Annotated in this window: 13 protein-coding genes and 1 pseudogene; 7 read left to right on the top strand and 7 right to left on the bottom strand. The window is 61.1% G+C overall.

What is annotated here, in order from left to right; all coding sequences use genetic code 11:
• Positions 1–78 precede the first annotated feature (78 nt).
• On the top strand, positions 79–1,983 hold the full coding sequence (gene htpG / locus AC07W7_RS23820) for a molecular chaperone HtpG (protein ID WP_076964846.1): 1,905 nt from the start codon (positions 79–81) through the stop codon (positions 1,981–1,983).
• A 64-nt stretch (positions 1,984–2,047) separates the two neighbouring features.
• Positions 2,048–2,776 (top strand): dienelactone hydrolase family protein, encoded by a 729-nt coding sequence (locus tag AC07W7_RS23815; protein WP_169902125.1) that lies wholly within the window; start codon positions 2,048–2,050, stop codon positions 2,774–2,776.
• A gap of 93 nt (positions 2,777–2,869) precedes the next feature.
• On the opposite strand, the gene AC07W7_RS23810 is transcribed toward AC07W7_RS23815, so the two are convergent.
• Together AC07W7_RS23810 and AC07W7_RS23805 are read right to left on the bottom strand one after the other, a co-directional pair.
• Positions 2,870–3,736 (bottom strand): pirin family protein, encoded by an 867-nt coding sequence (locus tag AC07W7_RS23810; protein WP_495040237.1) that lies wholly within the window; start codon positions 3,734–3,736, stop codon positions 2,870–2,872.
• A gap of 64 nt (positions 3,737–3,800) precedes the next feature.
• The gene (locus tag AC07W7_RS23805; RefSeq protein WP_076964817.1) at positions 3,801–4,217 is read right to left on the bottom strand and encodes an OsmC family protein; all 417 of its coding nucleotides are present in this window, start codon (positions 4,215–4,217) and stop codon (positions 3,801–3,803) included.
• A gap of 145 nt (positions 4,218–4,362) precedes the next feature.
• On the opposite strand from AC07W7_RS23805, the gene AC07W7_RS23800 reads away from it, so the two are divergent.
• The 4 genes and pseudogenes from AC07W7_RS23800 (at position 4,363) to AC07W7_RS23785 (ending at position 7,664) form a co-directional block, all read left to right on the top strand.
• Complete coding sequence (locus AC07W7_RS23800) at positions 4,363–5,367, top strand: amidohydrolase family protein (RefSeq protein WP_495040236.1); 1,005 nt, start codon at positions 4,363–4,365, stop codon at positions 5,365–5,367.
• A 67-nt stretch (positions 5,368–5,434) separates the two neighbouring features.
• The gene (locus AC07W7_RS23795; RefSeq protein ID WP_076964819.1) at positions 5,435–5,899 is read left to right on the top strand and encodes a DUF3859 domain-containing protein; all 465 of its coding nucleotides are present in this window, start codon (positions 5,435–5,437) and stop codon (positions 5,897–5,899) included.
• A 139-nt stretch (positions 5,900–6,038) separates the two neighbouring features.
• Positions 6,039–6,809, top strand: a pseudogene (locus AC07W7_RS23790) (MCP four helix bundle domain-containing protein); the annotation flags it as partial.
• Complete coding sequence (locus AC07W7_RS23785) at positions 6,801–7,664, top strand: methyl-accepting chemotaxis protein (protein WP_373562148.1); 864 nt, start codon at positions 6,801–6,803, stop codon at positions 7,662–7,664. The pseudogene AC07W7_RS23790 and the gene AC07W7_RS23785, both read left to right, overlap by 9 nt.
• Positions 7,665–7,831: 167 nt before the next feature.
• Here the strand turns inward: AC07W7_RS23785 and fabB are convergent, their stop codons facing one another.
• The 5 genes from fabB to AC07W7_RS23760 form a co-directional block, all read right to left on the bottom strand.
• The gene (fabB, locus tag AC07W7_RS23780; RefSeq protein ID WP_076964821.1) at positions 7,832–9,052 is read right to left on the bottom strand and encodes a beta-ketoacyl-ACP synthase I; all 1,221 of its coding nucleotides are present in this window, start codon (positions 9,050–9,052) and stop codon (positions 7,832–7,834) included.
• A gap of 11 nt (positions 9,053–9,063) precedes the next feature.
• Positions 9,064–9,579, bottom strand: coding sequence for a 3-hydroxyacyl-[acyl-carrier-protein] dehydratase FabA (gene fabA, locus AC07W7_RS23775; RefSeq protein ID WP_076964822.1), 516 nt, complete (start codon positions 9,577–9,579; stop codon positions 9,064–9,066).
• Positions 9,580–9,827: 248 nt separating this feature from the next.
• Positions 9,828–11,729, bottom strand: a complete 1,902-nt coding sequence (locus AC07W7_RS23770; RefSeq protein ID WP_076964823.1) for an ATP-binding protein — start codon at positions 11,727–11,729, stop codon at positions 9,828–9,830.
• A complete protein-coding gene (locus tag AC07W7_RS23765; protein WP_495040240.1) occupies positions 11,726–12,637 on the bottom strand; it encodes an ABC transporter substrate-binding protein in 912 nt (303 codons plus the stop codon). Before AC07W7_RS23765 ends, AC07W7_RS23770 begins: the two co-directional genes overlap by 4 nt.
• A 22-nt stretch (positions 12,638–12,659) precedes the next feature.
• Entirely contained in the window at positions 12,660–14,780 is a 2,121-nt protein-coding gene (locus tag AC07W7_RS23760; RefSeq protein WP_076964825.1) for a TonB-dependent receptor plug domain-containing protein, read from the bottom strand.
• 196 nt (positions 14,781–14,976) lie between these two features.
• Here AC07W7_RS23760 and AC07W7_RS23755 point away from each other — a divergent pair, with 196 nt between their 5' ends.
• Positions 14,977–16,002, top strand: coding sequence for an NAD(P)H-dependent glycerol-3-phosphate dehydrogenase (locus tag AC07W7_RS23755; protein WP_076964826.1), 1,026 nt, complete (start codon positions 14,977–14,979; stop codon positions 16,000–16,002).
• Positions 16,003–16,009 lie beyond the last annotated feature (7 nt).

Here is a 16,009-nt window from a genome sequence, read left to right as displayed (position 1 = left end):
TAGCCCCCAACTTTGATGACAACCCGCCGCCAACCCTCTAGGGCGCGGCCACTGCCATCCAATTGGAGTTTGATGACCATGAGTGTGGAAACTCAAAAGGAAACCCTGGGCTTCCAGACCGAGGTGAAGCAACTGCTGCACCTCATGATCCATTCGCTGTATTCCAACAAGGAAATCTTCCTTCGCGAATTGATCTCGAACGCCTCTGACGCTGTCGACAAATTACGTTTTGAAGCCCTGTCCAAGCCTGAGTTGCTGGAAGGTGGCGCAGAACTGAAAATCCGTGTGAGCTTCGACAAGGACGCCAAGACCGTCACCCTCGAAGACAACGGCATCGGCATGAGCCGCGAAGAGGCGATTACCCATTTGGGCACCATCGCCAAATCCGGCACCGCCGATTTCATGAAGAACCTGTCGGGCGACCAGAAGAAGGACTCGCACCTGATCGGCCAGTTCGGCGTGGGCTTCTACTCGGCCTTTATCGTTGCCGACAAAGTGGAAGTGTTCAGCCGCCGCGCCGGTCTCGACGCCAGCGAAGGCGTGCACTGGGCTTCCAAAGGCGAGGGCGAATTTGAAATCGCCACCGTCGACAAGGCAGACCGCGGTACGCGCATCGTGCTGCACCTCAAGTCTGGTGAAGACGAATTCGCCGATGGCTGGCGCCTGCGCAACATCATCAAGAAGTACTCCGACCATATCGCGTTGCCCATCGAACTGCCGAAAGAACAAGCGGCGGCCGAAGGCGAGGAGGCTCCTGCCCAGGAATGGGAAGTGGTCAACCGCGCCAGCGCCCTGTGGACCCGTCCGCGTACCGAGGTCAAGGACGAGGAATACCAGGAGTTCTACAAGCACATCGCCCATGACTACGAAAACCCGCTGAGCTGGAGCCACAACAAGGTCGAAGGCAAGCTGGAATACAGCTCGCTGCTGTACGTCCCGGCCCGTGCTCCGTTCGACCTGTACCAGCGTGAAGCGCCCAAAGGCCTGAAGCTGTATGTGCAGCGCGTATTCGTGATGGATCAGGCAGAGTCCTTCCTGCCCCTGTACCTGCGCTTTATCAAGGGTGTGGTCGACTCCAACGACCTGTCGCTGAACGTGTCGCGGGAAATCCTGCAGAAAGACCCGATCATCGACTCGATGAAGACGGCGCTGACCAAGCGTGTGTTGGACATGCTGGAAAAACTGGCGAAGAACGAGCCTGAGCAATACAAGGGCTTCTGGAAAAACTTCGGCCAGGTCATGAAAGAAGGCCCGGCAGAAGATTTCGCCAACAAGGAAAAAATCGCCGGCCTGCTGCGTTTTGCCTCGACTCAAGGCGAAGACGGCGAGCAGGTGGTGTCCCTGGCCGAGTACCTGGCACGCGCCAAGGAAGGCCAGGACAAGATTTACTACCTGACCGGCGAAACCTACGCCCAGGTCAAGAACAGCCCGCACCTGGAAGTCTTCCGCAAAAAAGGCATCGAAGTGCTGCTGCTCACCGACCGTATCGACGAGTGGCTGATGAGCTACCTCAACGAGTTCGACGGTAAATCCTTCGTCGACGTGGCCCGTGGTGACCTGGACCTGGGCAACCTGGATTCGGAAGAGGACAAAAAAGCCGCTGAAGAAGTGGCCAAGTCCAAAGAAGGCCTGGTTGAACGCATCAAGACCGCCCTGGGCGATGCCGTCAGCGAGGTGCGGGTTTCCCACCGCCTGACCGATTCCCCGGCGATCCTGGCCATCGGCGAGCAAGACCTGGGCATGCAAATGCGCCAGATCCTCGAAGCCAGCGGGCAGAAGGTGCCGGACTCCAAGCCGATCTTTGAATTCAACCCGGCTCACCCGTTGATCGAGAAACTCGACGGCGAGCAGAGCGAAGAGCGTTTTGGCGACCTGTCGCACATCCTCTTCGACCAGGCGGCCCTGGCCGCAGGGGACAGCTTGAAAGACCCGGCCGCCTACGTGCGCCGACTGAACAAGTTGTTGGTTGAACTGTCGGTTTAACAACGCTGCAAGAAAACCCCGCTTCGGCGGGGTTTTCGTTTGTGGATATCAACCGGAGAAAATGATGAACCAAGTCACCGTGCGTTCCGTGGTCTATCAGATTGATGGCCAGTCTTATGAAAGCCGCCTGGCCTTCGATGCCAACCACAAGGGCCCGCTGCCGGGCTTGCTGATGGCACCGAACTGGATGGGGGTCAGCGCCAGCGCCGAAGAAATCGCCAAGACCGTGGCGGCCAAGGGCTATGTGGTGCTGATCGCCGATCTGTACGGGCAACAGGTGCGCCCATCCAATGGCGACGAAGCCGGGGCGGCGATGATGCCGTTGAAGAATGACCGTGGGTTGTTGAACACACGTATGCAGGCAGCCTTAGCGCAACTGCAAGGCCAGGCCGAAGCGGCTGTCGATACCTCGAAGCTGGCGACCTTTGGTTTCTGCTTTGGCGGTTGCTGCTCCCTGGAGCTGGCACGTACCGGTGCGCCGCTGAAGGCAGCGGTGTCGTTCCATGGCACCCTCGACACGCCCAACCCGGCGGACGCGAAGAACATCAAGGGTTCGGTACTGGTGCTGCATGGCGCTTCTGACCCATTGGTGCCCAGGGAGCAGTTGCCGGCCTTTGAGGACGAGATGAACGCGGCCGGGGTGGATTGGCAATTGCTGAGCTACGGTGGCGCGGTGCATTCGTTCACCGACCCCCATGCCAATGTGCCGGGCAAGATGATGTACGACGCCAAGACCGCAGGGCGGGCGTTCCAGGCGATGCACAATTTGTTGGATGAAGTGTTCAAGGGCTGAGTCTTCAGCGTCTGTCAGGGCCTCATCGCGGGCAAGCCCGCTCCCACATTTTGGAATGCATTCCAAGTGTGGGAGCGGGCTTGCCCGCGATAGCTATTTCAAAGGCAACTCAATTCTCCCGGTCTCCCCCGGCACCGTCGGCCAATCTCCGGCCGCCCAGCGCTGGCGCGCCTGATCGATCAACGCCGGATCGCTGGCGACAAAGTTCCAGTTGATCCGCCGAGGCCCATCCAGCGGTGCGCCGCCGAAGACCACCAGGTGGCAATCGGTCTCGGCAAACAGCGCCATGCTCTGGCCCGCCGGCAACACCACCAGGCTATGGACTTCCAAGGTGTCGCCTTCCAACTGCGCATCACCGTTGAGCATATACACCGCCCGTTCCTCATGCTCATCAGGAATCAGCAGGGTAGTGGCCGTTTGCATATGCACCTCGGCATACAGCGTCGGCGACAGCACAGGCACCGGTGATTCCAGGCAAAAGCCACTGCCGGCGATCAGGCGGATCGTCACCCCGAGGTTGTCACTGACCGGCAGGCTGGCGGCGGGGTGATGGCTGTAATGCCCCGGCCCTTGCTCGTGTGCCTTGGGCGAGGCCAGCCACACCTGCAAGCCATGCAGCTCGAAACCCTTGGCCTTGAGCGCTTCGGGCGTGCGTTCGACGTGGGCAATGGCGCTGCCGGCGGTCATCCAGCTGACGTCACCGGCCTTGACCACCTGATCAGAGCCGAGGCTGTCCTTGTGCAGGAGTTCGCCTTCAAACAAGTAGGTGAGGGTGGACAAGCCAATATGCGGATGCTGGCGGATATTCATGCCGCTGCCAGGGGCGTAGCGGGTCTGGAGCATATGGTCGAAGAACACAAAAGGCCCGACGCTGCGGCATTCCCGCGAGGGCAGGGGGCGCAGGATAGGCTGGCCCTCGACATCTTCGGCACGTGGGTGAATTACGATCACGGTAGTCATGGTGCATCCCTGTCTGAGCGGGTTCGATGGGTTTGAGCATAACCCGCCCGGCAGGAAATCGGTGTTATTGGCTGAAGGCGCCTTCCGAGAGTCGGGTCTCGATGCTGATCTCGGCAGTGGTCATCAGCTTGTGTACCGGGCACTTGTCCGCTACACGATGCAGTTCTTCGCGCTGGGCATCAGTCAGTACGCCCTTGAGGGTCAGCTTGACGTTGAGCTTATACTTGCCTTTTTGCTCCTCGGTGCTGTCGTGGGTGACCTCCACGGTCACGCCGGTCAGGGGGATGTTCTTTTTCTGTGCGTACAGCTTGACGGTCAGGGCTTTGCACGAGGCCAGCGCGGCGTCGAAGTAATCGTGGGGCGAGGGCGCCGAGTCGTCGCCGCCCAGGCTCTTGGGCAGGTCGGTAAACAGTTCATGCTGATTGATGTTGACGCTATGGCGAAAATTCTCGGTGTTCAGCGTATTGACGATAACAGGCATGGCAAGCCTCACTAGACTAGATGGCAGGATGAAGATCATGCAGTTATAGAGCATGCTGGCACTTGAGTGTTCCGCATTTTTTATCGGATGAACCCCGACAGGCCGTCGCAGGTCTACCGGACTTAATCCCTGTTGAGGTTTTATCGTGCCCTGGATCCGCCTGAGTCTTGCCCTGTTGCTCGCCGCCAGCAGCCTTACTGTACAGGCCCGCGACTATGCCTACAGCGACGCGCACTTGCATTACGTCGACTTCTTCCAGGAGACGGCCGGCATGGACAAGCTGCTCAAGGCCATGGCTGACAATCGCATTGAGCATGTGATGATTTCCGGTATCCCGGTTGCGAAGAAATGGCACGAAGACGAACCCAAGCGCCCACGCTATTACGCCGGAGATGACGCGGATGCCTACTGGTACAGCGCCACCGATGTGATCGTCGCCGCAGCCGTGAGCAAGCTGGCCCCCGAGCAGCGTCAGTATTTGCACCCGTTCCTCAGCGGCTTCAACCCCAACGACAAGAACTCCGAGATCCATATCCAGCGCATGCTCGACCTCTATCCGGGCCTGTGGCAGGGCATTGGCGAAGTCTTCACCCGCCACGATGACCTGACTGCGCTGACCTCCGGTGACACACCACGGGCCAATAACGAGGCCATGATGGGCATCTATCACCTGGCCGCCAAGAATGACCTGCCGGTGCTGGTGCACTCCAACATCACCTCCAAGCGCGAGCGTAACCCGCTGTACCTGGCAGAGATCGAAGAGCCGCTGCGCAATCACCCGCACACCCGGTTTATCTGGGCCCATGCCGGCACCAGCATGGAGATCCACCGGCACCAGACGCAGCTGGACTTCCTGTTGCCGACCGTGAGCCGCATGCTGGAGGCCTATCCCAACCTGTACATCGACCTGTCCTGGAGCGTGCTCACGCCGTACTTGCTGGACGAGGCGGGAAAGCCCCGGCCGGAATGGCTGGCGCTGGTAGAGCGCTTCCCGGAGCGCTTTATGCTGGGGTCTGATGTGGTAGGGCGGTTTAACAAGCTGGGTAAGGAAATGCGCAGCTTCAATCCCTTCCTTGATGCCTTGCCTGAAGACGTTGCGCGAAAAGTCGCACGGGACAATTTCCTCGCGATTTTGCCCAAGGCGCGCTGATCGGGTTTGTCATCGTCCCGTCATACCGGTGTCATAAGCTCGCGCCATCTCACTCAAGGAGCCCACTATGCACCTCACCCGTTTAAGCGCCCTGGCGGCAATGATGATGATCAGCGGCTTGGCTAGCGCCGAAGTCCGTATCGAAGGCCCGGTGGAGTTCGGCGTGTTTGAAGGCCCGACAGCCCAGTTGCAGTCGGGCGAGCGCGTATTGCGCCGCAGCAACGAACAGATCCAGGCCACTACTGTGGTGCCGGCCAGGCTGGGCACCAAGTTTGGCCTGCGTTACCAGTTGCTTGGCAAGGTCGCCGAAGATACGCCACTGACCTTGCTCTACTTCACCCCCGGCATCCGCACGGCCGATGGCCAGCGGCATGACAAATTCGAAGTGACCCAGAAATTGGTGCCCGGTGCGCCCCAAGACGTGATGGCCTACGAGTTCACCGAAAGCTACGAAGTGGTGCCGGGCGAGTGGCGATTCATGGTATTCCAGGGTGATCGCCTGCTGACACAGAAGAGCTTCACCGTGCGCTGAGCAGCGACAGCATGGGTCTGGCAGGATAAAGGCGTTTTGATATCGCGTTTTGGTATTACGCAATTTCTGTCAGACGCCGATACCTTTCAAGAGCAACCCGCTGCAGGTGGATGCAGCGCTTTTGGAAGGAACCTGAGTAATGAGTATCAGAAGTCTCAATATCGCTCCCCGTGCAGGCCTGGGGTTTGGAGTGTTGGCGTTGATGGTGTTTGTATTGGGTGGGTTCGCCTTGATGCAAATGGCCAATATGCGCGAGCAGTCGGACCAAGTGGAGACCAACTGGCTGCCCAGCGTAATGGCGGCCGGCGAAATGAATCAGGACCTGCTGCGGATACGGGCCCTGACGTTGCGCGTGTTGGTCAACCGCGATCCTCAGATGGTGGCGCAGAATGAGCAGAAAATCCTCGAGATCAAAAAACAGCTGCACGCCGCGCAGTTGCTGTATGAAGCCTTGATCATCCTGCCAGAAGACCAGGTGCTGTTCGACCGTTTCAAGGTGGAGCAGCAACAGTACCTGCAACGCCAAGAGCAGGTTATGGTGCTTTCCCGGCAGAATCAGCTGGAAGACGCGATCAAGGTGGTCAACGGCGAGATGAATCATCTGGCCGATACCCTGGCCGGCACCCTGGGCGAACTGGTCACCCTCAATAAGGTCAGCGCCAACCAGGCGGCCACATTGGCCCAGCAAGTGTTCAGTCAATCGCGAATCTGGGTGATCGCCATGATTGTCATGACGGCACTGATTACCGTCGGCCTGGCCCTGCTGTTGACCCGCAGCATTGTGCTGCCGCTGGCGCAGTCGGTGAGGGTCGCCCAGGGGGTGGCCAGTGGCGATTTGACCGGCGAGATTACCGTCAGCGGCAAGGACGAGCCCGCGCGTCTGCAACAGGCACTCAAACGCATGCAGGAAAACCTGCGGGAGACGATCCAGCGTATCTCCCAATCCTCCAGCCAATTGGCCTCTGCTTCCGAGGAGCTCAGTTCGGTCACCGAAGACGCCACCCGTGGCCTGCACCAGCAAAGCCAGGAAATCGAGCAGGCCGCCACCGCGGTCAATCAGATGACAGCCGCCGTGGAGGAGGTGGCCAGTAATGCCGTGGCCACCTCACAGGCTTCGCGCGAATCCGATCGCATTGCCCAGCAGGGGCGCGAGCAAGTGCATCAGACGGTGCTGTCGATTGAGTCCCTGGCCGACGACGTGACCGCCAATGCCTCCCAGGTCGAGGACTTGGCGCAGAAGGTATACGGCATCAGCAAGGTGTTGGATGTGATCCGCTCGATTGCCGAACAAACCAACCTGCTGGCGCTCAATGCGGCCATCGAAGCTGCGCGGGCCGGCGAAGCCGGGCGTGGTTTTGCGGTGGTGGCCGATGAAGTGCGGGCCCTGGCCCATCGCACCCAGCAATCGACCGAGGAAATCGAGCAGATGATTGGCGGGATCCAGCAGGGTACTGATCAGGCGGTCAACTCGATGCAGCAAAGCAACAGCCGCGCACGGGCGACCTTGGGCATTGCCAAGTCGGCAGGCACTGCGCTGGAGGCAATTGCCTCGGCGTTTACCCTGATCAACGAGCGCAACCTGGTGATCGCCAGCGCCTCGGAGCAGCAGGCGGCGGTGGCGCGGGAGGTGGATCGCAACCTGATGAACATTCGTGAGCTGGCGATGCAGACGTCGGCGGGAGCTAATCAGACCAGCGCGGCGAGTCATGAGTTGTCGCGGTTGGCGGTGGATTTGAACACCATGGTGGCGCGGTTTTCGGTGTAGGGCTTTAGACCGAGTCGCCTTCATCGCGGGCAAGCCCCACATTTGAATGCGACCCAATGTGGGAGCGGGCTTGCCCGCGATGAAGGCGACTCGGTCTACTGGTAAACCCGGTCAAAAAAAACGCCCCGAACCAGTCGGGGCGTTTTCACATGACCAACCTGCGGGGCTTACTTGCCCTGCCAGCGTTTCAGCACCAAGGTGGCATTGGTGCCACCGAAGCCGAAGCTGTTGCTCATGACCGTGTTGATGGTCGCATCTTCACGGGTCTTGGTCAGGATCGGCATATCAGCCACTGCGGGGTCCAGCTCTTCGATGTTGGCGGAGCCGGCCATGAAGTTGCCTTCCATCATCAGCAGGCAGTAGATCGCTTCGTGAACGCCGGCGGCGCCCAGGGAGTGACCCGACAGGCTCTTGGTAGAGCTGATGGCCGGAGCCTTGTCGCCGAATACCGCGCGCACGCCTTCCATTTCCTTGGCATCGCCCACCGGAGTGGAGGTGCCATGGGTGTTCAGGTAATCGATAGGCGTATCCACGGTGGCCATGGCCATCTGCATGCAACGGATGGCACCTTCGCCGCTTGGCGCAACCATGTCGTAGCCGTCGGAAGTAGCGCCGTAGCCGACGATTTCCGCGTAGATCTTCGCGCCACGGGCCAGGGCGTGTTCCAGCTCCTCGACCACCACCATGCCGCCACCGCCGGCGATGACGAAACCGTCACGCTTGGCGTCGTAGGCACGGGAGGCTTTTTCCGGGGTTTCGTTGTACTGGGTGGACAGCGCGCCCATGGCGTCGAACAGGAACGATTGGCTCCAATGCTCTTCTTCACCGCCACCGGCAAACACGATGTCTTGCTTGCCCAACTGGATCTGCTCGACCGCGGTCCCAATGCAGTGGGCACTGGTGGCGCAGGCGGAGGAGATCGAGTAGTTCACGCCCTTGATCTGGAATGGCGTGGCCAGGCATGCGGAAACGGTGCTGCCCATGGTCCGCGTGACGCGGTACGGGCCAACGCGCTTGACGCCTTTCTCGCGCAGGATGTCCAGCGCTTCCATCTGGTTCAAGGTCGACGCGCCGCCGGAGCCGGCGATCAGGCCGGTGCGTACGTTGGACACCTGGTCGTCGCTCAGGCCGGAGTCGGCGATTGCGTCTTTCATGGCCAGGTAGGCATAAGCGGCGGCGTGGCCGACGAAGCGATAGATCTTGCGATCGATCAGCTCTTCGAGGGGGAGGTCGATGGAGCCGGAAACCTGGCTACGCAGACCCATTTCGGCATATTCCGGGTTGAAGCGGATGCCAGGGCGACTTGCACGCAGGTTAGCGGAGACGGTCTCTTTGTCATTGCCCAGGCACGAAACGATGCCCAGACCAGTGATAACGACGCGGCGCATGCGGATAACCCTTAAAAGTTGTCAGTGGAAGTGAACACGCCGACGCGAAGGCCTTCGGCGGTATAGATCTCGCGACCGTCGACGCTCACCGAACCATCGGCGATGGCCAGGTTCAGCTTGCCCTTGAGGACGCGCTTGATTTGAATGTTGTAGGTGACTTTCTTGGCGGTCGGCAGGACCTGGCCAAAGAACTTCACTTCGCCCGAACCCAGGGCACGACCGCGACCTGGCAGGCCTTGCCAGCCGAGGAAGAAGCCGACCAGTTGCCACATGGCATCAAGGCCCAGGCAGCCCGGCATCACCGGATCGCCTTCAAAATGGCAGGCGAAGAACCACAGGTCCGGGGTGATATCCAGCTCGGCGACCAATTCACCTTTGCCGTACTTGCCACCCGCTTCGCTGATATGGGTGATGCGATCCACCATCAGCATGTTCGGGGCGGGCAGTTGCGCGTTACCTGGGCCGAACAGCTCACCGCGACTGCAGCGCAGCAGGTCTTCCCGGGTAAAGGCGTTTTGTTTGGTCATGCGAGCTCCTCAATAATCCCATGCGGCAGGGCCGGGTAAATCTTCCCGACCGACTGAAGCGTGCTTGCCTCACGTCGGCAGCCTACAGGTAGACTATTGCGTTGTAGTGAAAGTCACAGCATCAAGGACATGAATGTACACTTGTGCACTGAAATTTTAAACCGGACTCATTTATAGGCCCGCTCGGGTACCTAAGACTGCCGCACTTTCGTGTTTCACGCCAGTCGGAGTTGGCTGATGCTGCCCATCTAATGCACCCAGCGCTGTAGGATTTGCTGCAAATCCGTGCGTTTGAACGGCTTGGCCAGGTAATCGTTCATTCCCGCAGCCAGGCACGCCTCCCGATCGCCCTGTAGCGCATTGGCCGTGAGGGCAATGATCGGCAGATCGGCGCAGCCGGGTAACTGGCGGATCTGGCGGGTGGCTTCATAACCGTCGATCACCGGCAGCCGGCAATCCATCAGGATCGCCGTGAAAATCAGGCTTTCGGCACTGCGAATCGCCTCGGCACCGTCGGTGGCGATGCTCACCTCGAACCCCAGGCTGCGCAACATGGCTTCGACCACGGTGCGGTTGACCGGGTTGTCCTCCACCAGCAACACATTGCGGCCTTCACCGGCGCTGGCCTTGTGCAGGGTGTCCGGGGCGATCTGCGGCAGGCTCTGCTGGTAGATCGCCAGGGGGATTTCCAGGGTGAACACCGAGCCCAGGCCTTCTTCGCTGTGGGCGCGCAAGGTGCCCCCCATGCGTTCGGCCAGGGTGCGGGCAATCGGCAGGCCCAGGCCGGTGCCGCCGTAACGTCTGGAGATCGAGCTGTCCGCCTGTTGAAAGGCGTCGAACATCAGCTCCAGGCGCTCGGCCGAGATGCCAATCCCGGTGTCGCGCACGGTGCAGGTGAACCACAGCAGTTCATGGTCCAGGGTTTGCCAATGGGGCTCGATGCTGACCGTGCCCTGCTCGGTGAACTTCAGTGCATTGCCGATCAGGTTCACCAGGATCTGCCGGATCCGCGTCGGGTCGCCCTGTACGCGCAACGTGTCCATGCCCGCTGGGATCGACAGCTCCAGGACCAGCCCGCGCTGTATGGCACTGTGCTGGAAGGCCTGGGCGCTGCTGTTGATCAGGTCCACCAGGTTGAACGGAATATGTTCAAGCTCCAGGGCCGCGCGTTCAATCCGCGAGAAGTCGAGGATATCGTTGATGACCTTGAGCAGGTGCTCGGTGGATTCCGAGGCCAGTGCGGCGTACTCGGTCTGCTCTTCGGTCATGTCCGTGGTTTCGAGCAATTGCAGCATGCCTAGCACGCCATTCATCGGGGTGCGCAGTTCATGGCTCATCATCGCCAGGAAGTCAGACTTGGCATTGTTGGCGCGCTCGGCTTCCTCCCGTGTCTGGATCAACTGCGCCATGGCTTGCTGTTGTTCGCGGCTGGCGTGGTGCAGGCCTTCGGCCAGGTTGTTGATATGGCGGGACAGGTCGCCCAGCTCTGAGTCATCGACAATCGGCAGCGGGGTCTTGTAGTCACCCTGCTGGATCGCCTTGACGGCATGGCCCATGGCGCTGATCGGTTGCGACAGGCTGGCGGCCAGGCGTCGTGCCAGCAGGAAGGTAAAGAGCAGGGCAAACAGCGCCAGGATCCCGGCCTTGAAGAGGATTTCCTGTTGGCGCTGGCTGAAAGCATCATTGGACATGCCGACGATCACCCGGCCCAGATAGTCGGCCCGTGGCGCCTTGGGCTGCGCGGTGCTGTCCTGGAAGAAGTCGTTGCCCAGCTGGATATGCTGCAGGCGGATCGGCGCCTGGAAAATTTTCACCGACAGCGAGCGGTCGTGTTTTTCCGACGGCTGCTCGACATACACGAGGATGTTTTCCGCGCTGTCCTGGATTTCCAGGAAGCGCACATGGGGCGTGGCCAGGGTTGCCCGCAGCAGGCTGTCGAGCACATCGTTGTTGCCGGAGATCACCCCGTACTCGGTGGCCGGGGCCAGTTGGTTGGCGATCAGTTGGCCGGTGTGGTCCAGTTCCTGGCGCAGGTCCTGGATCCGCACGAAGGTAAAGAAGCTGATCAGCAGCAACGTCAGCAACAGGGCCGGGCCCAGGGTGATGATCTGGGTGCGGGTATTGATATCCCAGCGGCGACGCAAGGTCATGGCTGTTTCTCCCCTTCGGCCAATCGGGTCGCGACGGCGCTCTCGTCTACCTGTTCGATCCCCAGCGAGCGCGCCACTTGTGGGTTGCCCACGACTTTGAAGTGTTCCGGGTACAGCGCGCGCGGCCAGCCGGCTGGCGGGTGATCGAGCAGGCGGTCAAGCACATCCAGCCAGTCGGCCTGGTCGCTGTAGGTGCTGGCCAGGCTGCCGGCCCGCACGAAGCCGGCGTTGGGCCCGATCAGCGGCAACTGCCTGGCGTAGCTGCTCAACAGCAGGTTTTTCACGGTCTTCGGGTTGTACAGCTGGGGATCATCCAGCCCCAGCAACACATCGCTGTTTTTGAACAGGCTCAGCAGAGGGCGGCTGTCATTGATGTTGTCCCAGTGCTGGGCGACGATTTCCAGGCCCAGGGCCGTCGCACGCTGGCGCAGCTCTGGCAGCAGGAATTGGCTGTCGCTGCCATAGAGCACGCCAATGCGCCGGGCCTGGGGCAGGATATTGGCGATCAGGCGCAACTGCCGGTCCAGGGGCGGGTCGCTCCACAGCAGGCTGATCTTGCCGGGCACATGGTTGCCCAGGCGCTCGCGGGCTTGCAGGCGGCTGATGCGCAACACCAGGGTGGCCGGGCCTTGGGTATCCTGCAGGCGCCAGTCGAGGCTGGGCAGGTCCAGCAGGATCAAGCGGGTACTGGCCGGCAGTTGGCCGGGGGCCGGCATGTCTTGCAGGGCCTTGAAGCTGACGCTATCGGCAGGGCGCTGTTGTTGCAGGGCCTGGGTAAAGGCCTGCACACCGGGACCATCCTGGGCGGCGGTCAGCAGGATGTCGGCGCTCCACGCGGGCATGGCCAAGGCCAGGCTGGCGAGCAGCAGGCAGCGGCGCCAGAACCTGGTGGCAAAGAGGGCGGTCATCCTTGACTGGGCAGGGTTCATGTCAGAACTCTAGCTCCGCACTGAAGTAGAGCACATGGCGCTGGTCGTAGTAGTTGTCGGCGTGGGTGGTGGGCTGCTGGTCGAGGCGTTGTTGCAGCATGCCGGCCAGCTCCAGGTTGGCCTTGCCCAGGGCGAGGCGTTTGGCGACCCGCATATCGACCCGTTCAAAGCGATATTGGTTGAGTGCATCGTTGCCATAATAGAACAGCGCGCTGGACCAGCCATGCCCCCATTCGCGCATCCAGCCGGCCGAACCGCTGTTGCGCGCGGTTTGTTGCTGGTCCTGCGGGTTGCTGGCGTGGGCGTCCACGTAAGCATAGGTCAGGCGCAGGCGGTCGGCGGCACTCAGGTGCCAGTCCAGCTGGGTTTCGGCGCCGGTGAACCGCGAGCGGTTACTGTTGCTGGCGATGTACTGGTTATTGCGCAAGGGCTCGCTGATCATGCCGGTGATTTCGTCATAGAACAGCTTGACGTCGAGGTTCAGCCCGATATCCGCAAAAAAGCCGTTGTAGCCCAGCTCGCGGGAGCGCATCAGCTCCTTGTCGAGGTCGCCCGGGCCACGGGTCTTGACGAAATACTGACCGGTGTTCTGCCCGTATACGGGGGAACTGAGGTTAGTGACCTTATAGCTCCAATTGACGTTGTTCTCGAACATGTCCGGCGAGCGGATGGCTTCGGAGTACACCGCCCGCAGCCCGTGGCGCGGGTTGATCAGGTAGTTGACCGCGACCCTGGGCGTCAGCGAGTTGCCGCTCAGGTGAGTGTTTTCGTACATCGCCCCGCCCTGCAACAGCCAGTGCTCGCTGGCGCGCCATTCCAGATGGCCGAACAGGCGCCAGGTGATGTCGTCCAACTGGCCATCGAAGTAGGTGTCGGAGTCGGCGCGGTCGTAGCGGTAATTCATGCCGCTGACCAGGCGCAGGCTGTCGGACAGGCTCAGGGTGTCCTGCACTTCCAGGTCGTAGCGGCTTTCCTTGGTGCTTTGGTCGATGTTGCCGCAGACACTCTCCTTGCCGCCGTTATTCCATTGTTTCAGGACTTCTTCGGCCAGCGCCTGCTCGGCGGCGGAGCCTTGCGGAGGTCTGCCGCTTGCATAGTCCTGCATGTGCCGCGCCAGCTTTTCGGCGTAGTTGGGGTTCATTTGCCACAGTTGTGTCAGCTGCGGGCTGAACGAGACCTTGGCGTCACAGGCTTTCCAGACCTGGCGGCGGTCCCATTGCTGCGCCGAACCCTGGATATACAGGCTGTGCTCGGGGTTGAAGTCGAAGTTCCAGCGCAGGGACGCGGCGTAGTCCTTGGCCGTGACATCAGAATCCGTACCACCGTCGGTAATCCCGGCAAATACGGGTTTGTAGGTGTACGGCCGCTGGTTGGTCCCTTCCTTGGCATTGATCTGCCAGTCGATACTTTGCTGCGGGTTCAGCGTCTGGCTGGCCGCCAGGCTGAAGCGGCTGAGCCGGCGGCTGTCGCGGTAGTCGGCGCCGACCCGGTTGCTGTCGAAACCGTCATCCTGTTGCCCGGACAGCGACAGCCGCAGGTTGCCGGTGTCCCAGCCCAGGCCCTGGCTGGCATACCAATCGTTGATCCCGCGCTCGCCCCGGGTCATTTTCATCCGGGTGCCCTGGCTGTTGGCCGGCGAGCGGGTAAGGATATTGACCACCGCCATCAGCGCGTTGGCGCCGTAGCTGACGGTATTGGGCCCGCGGAACACCTCGATCCGCTCGATATCCTCCATGGCCACCGGAATATCGCTCCAATCCACCGTGGCCAGGCCGGCACGGTACACCGAGCGGCCATCGATCAGCACCTGCATGCGCCGCGCTTCGCTGGCATTGGTGCCGTGATAGTTGACGGCGGCCTGGTTGCCCGAGGTGTAGCCCACCATCATGCCCGGCACCAGGCGCAGCAGCTCGGCGATATCCCGCGCGCCGCTGGCCTTGATCAATTCGCTGTCGATCACCGTCATGCTGCCCGGCACGGCGGCGGCCGACTGCTTGAGCCGGGTCGCCGTCAGGACCTGGGGCAGCGGCTGGTTGTCGAGGAACAGATCGTCGGCCAGCAACGGCGTACTGACCAACAGCGCCAGGAACAGAGATGAACGAGGAGGAGGGCCCAAATACACGGCACGGCCTTGATAATTGCGGATAGCCGCCCATGTTAACTGAGGCGGGCGCTTTTGCCAGTCGGTGCTATCGCAATTACTGTGGTCTATTCAGGCATTTTCCGACAATTGCGGGAAATCACAGAAGGGCCTGGCCGCCGTCTGGCCGGCCCGTATAATGCCGCCATCGCCACTGCTATGGATTAACGGATTGCATATGACTCAACAGCGCCCTATTGCGGTCCTGGGAGGCGGAAGTTTTGGTACCGCCGTGGCTAATCTGCTGGCTGAAAACGGTCATCAGGTGCGCCAATGGATGCGCGATCCTGAACAGGCCGAGGCCATCCGGGTCAACCGGGAAAACCCGCGTTACCTCAAGGGCATCAAGATTCATGCGGCGGTCACGCCGGTCACGGACCTGCTGGCCACTCTGGATGAGTGCGACCTGTGCTTTGTCGCGCTGCCCTCCAGCGCCCTGCGCTCGGTGCTGGCGCCCCATGCCGAGCGGCTGGCGGGCAAGATGCTGGTCAGCCTGACCAAAGGCATCGAGGCCCAGACCTTCAAGCTGATGAGCGAAATCCTCGAAGAAATCGCGCCCCAGGCCCGTATCGGTGTGCTCTCCGGGCCGAACCTGGCGCGGGAAGTGGCCGAACACGCCCTGACCGCGACCGTGGTCGCCAGTGAAGACGAGGCCCTGTGCGAACAGGTGCAGGCGGTGCTGCATGGTCGTACCTTCCGCGTCTATGCCAGTGCCGACCGCTTTGGCGTGGAGCTGGGCGGCGCGTTGAAAAACGTCTACGCCATCATCGCCGGCATGGCCGTGGCCCTGGGCATGGGGGAAAACACCAAAAGCATGCTGATCACCCGCGCCCTGGCGGAAATGACCCGCTTTGCGGTCAACCAGGGGGCCAACCCCATGACCTTCCTCGGCCTGGCCGGGGTGGGCGACCTGATCGTCACCTGTTCGTCGCCGAAAAGTCGCAACTACCAGGTGGGGTTTGCCCTGGGCCAGGGCCTGAGCCTGGAAGACGCCGTCACCCGCCTGGGGGAAGTGGCCGAAGGGGTCAATACCCTCAAAGTGCTGAAGGCCAAGGCCCAGGAAACTGGGGTCTATATGCCGCTGGTTGCCGGGCTGCACGCTATCCTGTTTGAAGGGCGCACCTTGAATCAGGTCATCGAGTTGCTGATGCGTGCCGAGCCCAAGACCGATGTCGACTTTATTTCCACCAGTGGTTTCAACTGAGGAACGC

It is taken from the genome of Pseudomonas sp. GW821-FHT01D09 (assembly GCF_059422465.1).
The sequence above is the reverse complement of the archived record's forward strand: the minus strand, read 5'-3'. Positions and strand labels throughout refer to the sequence as shown.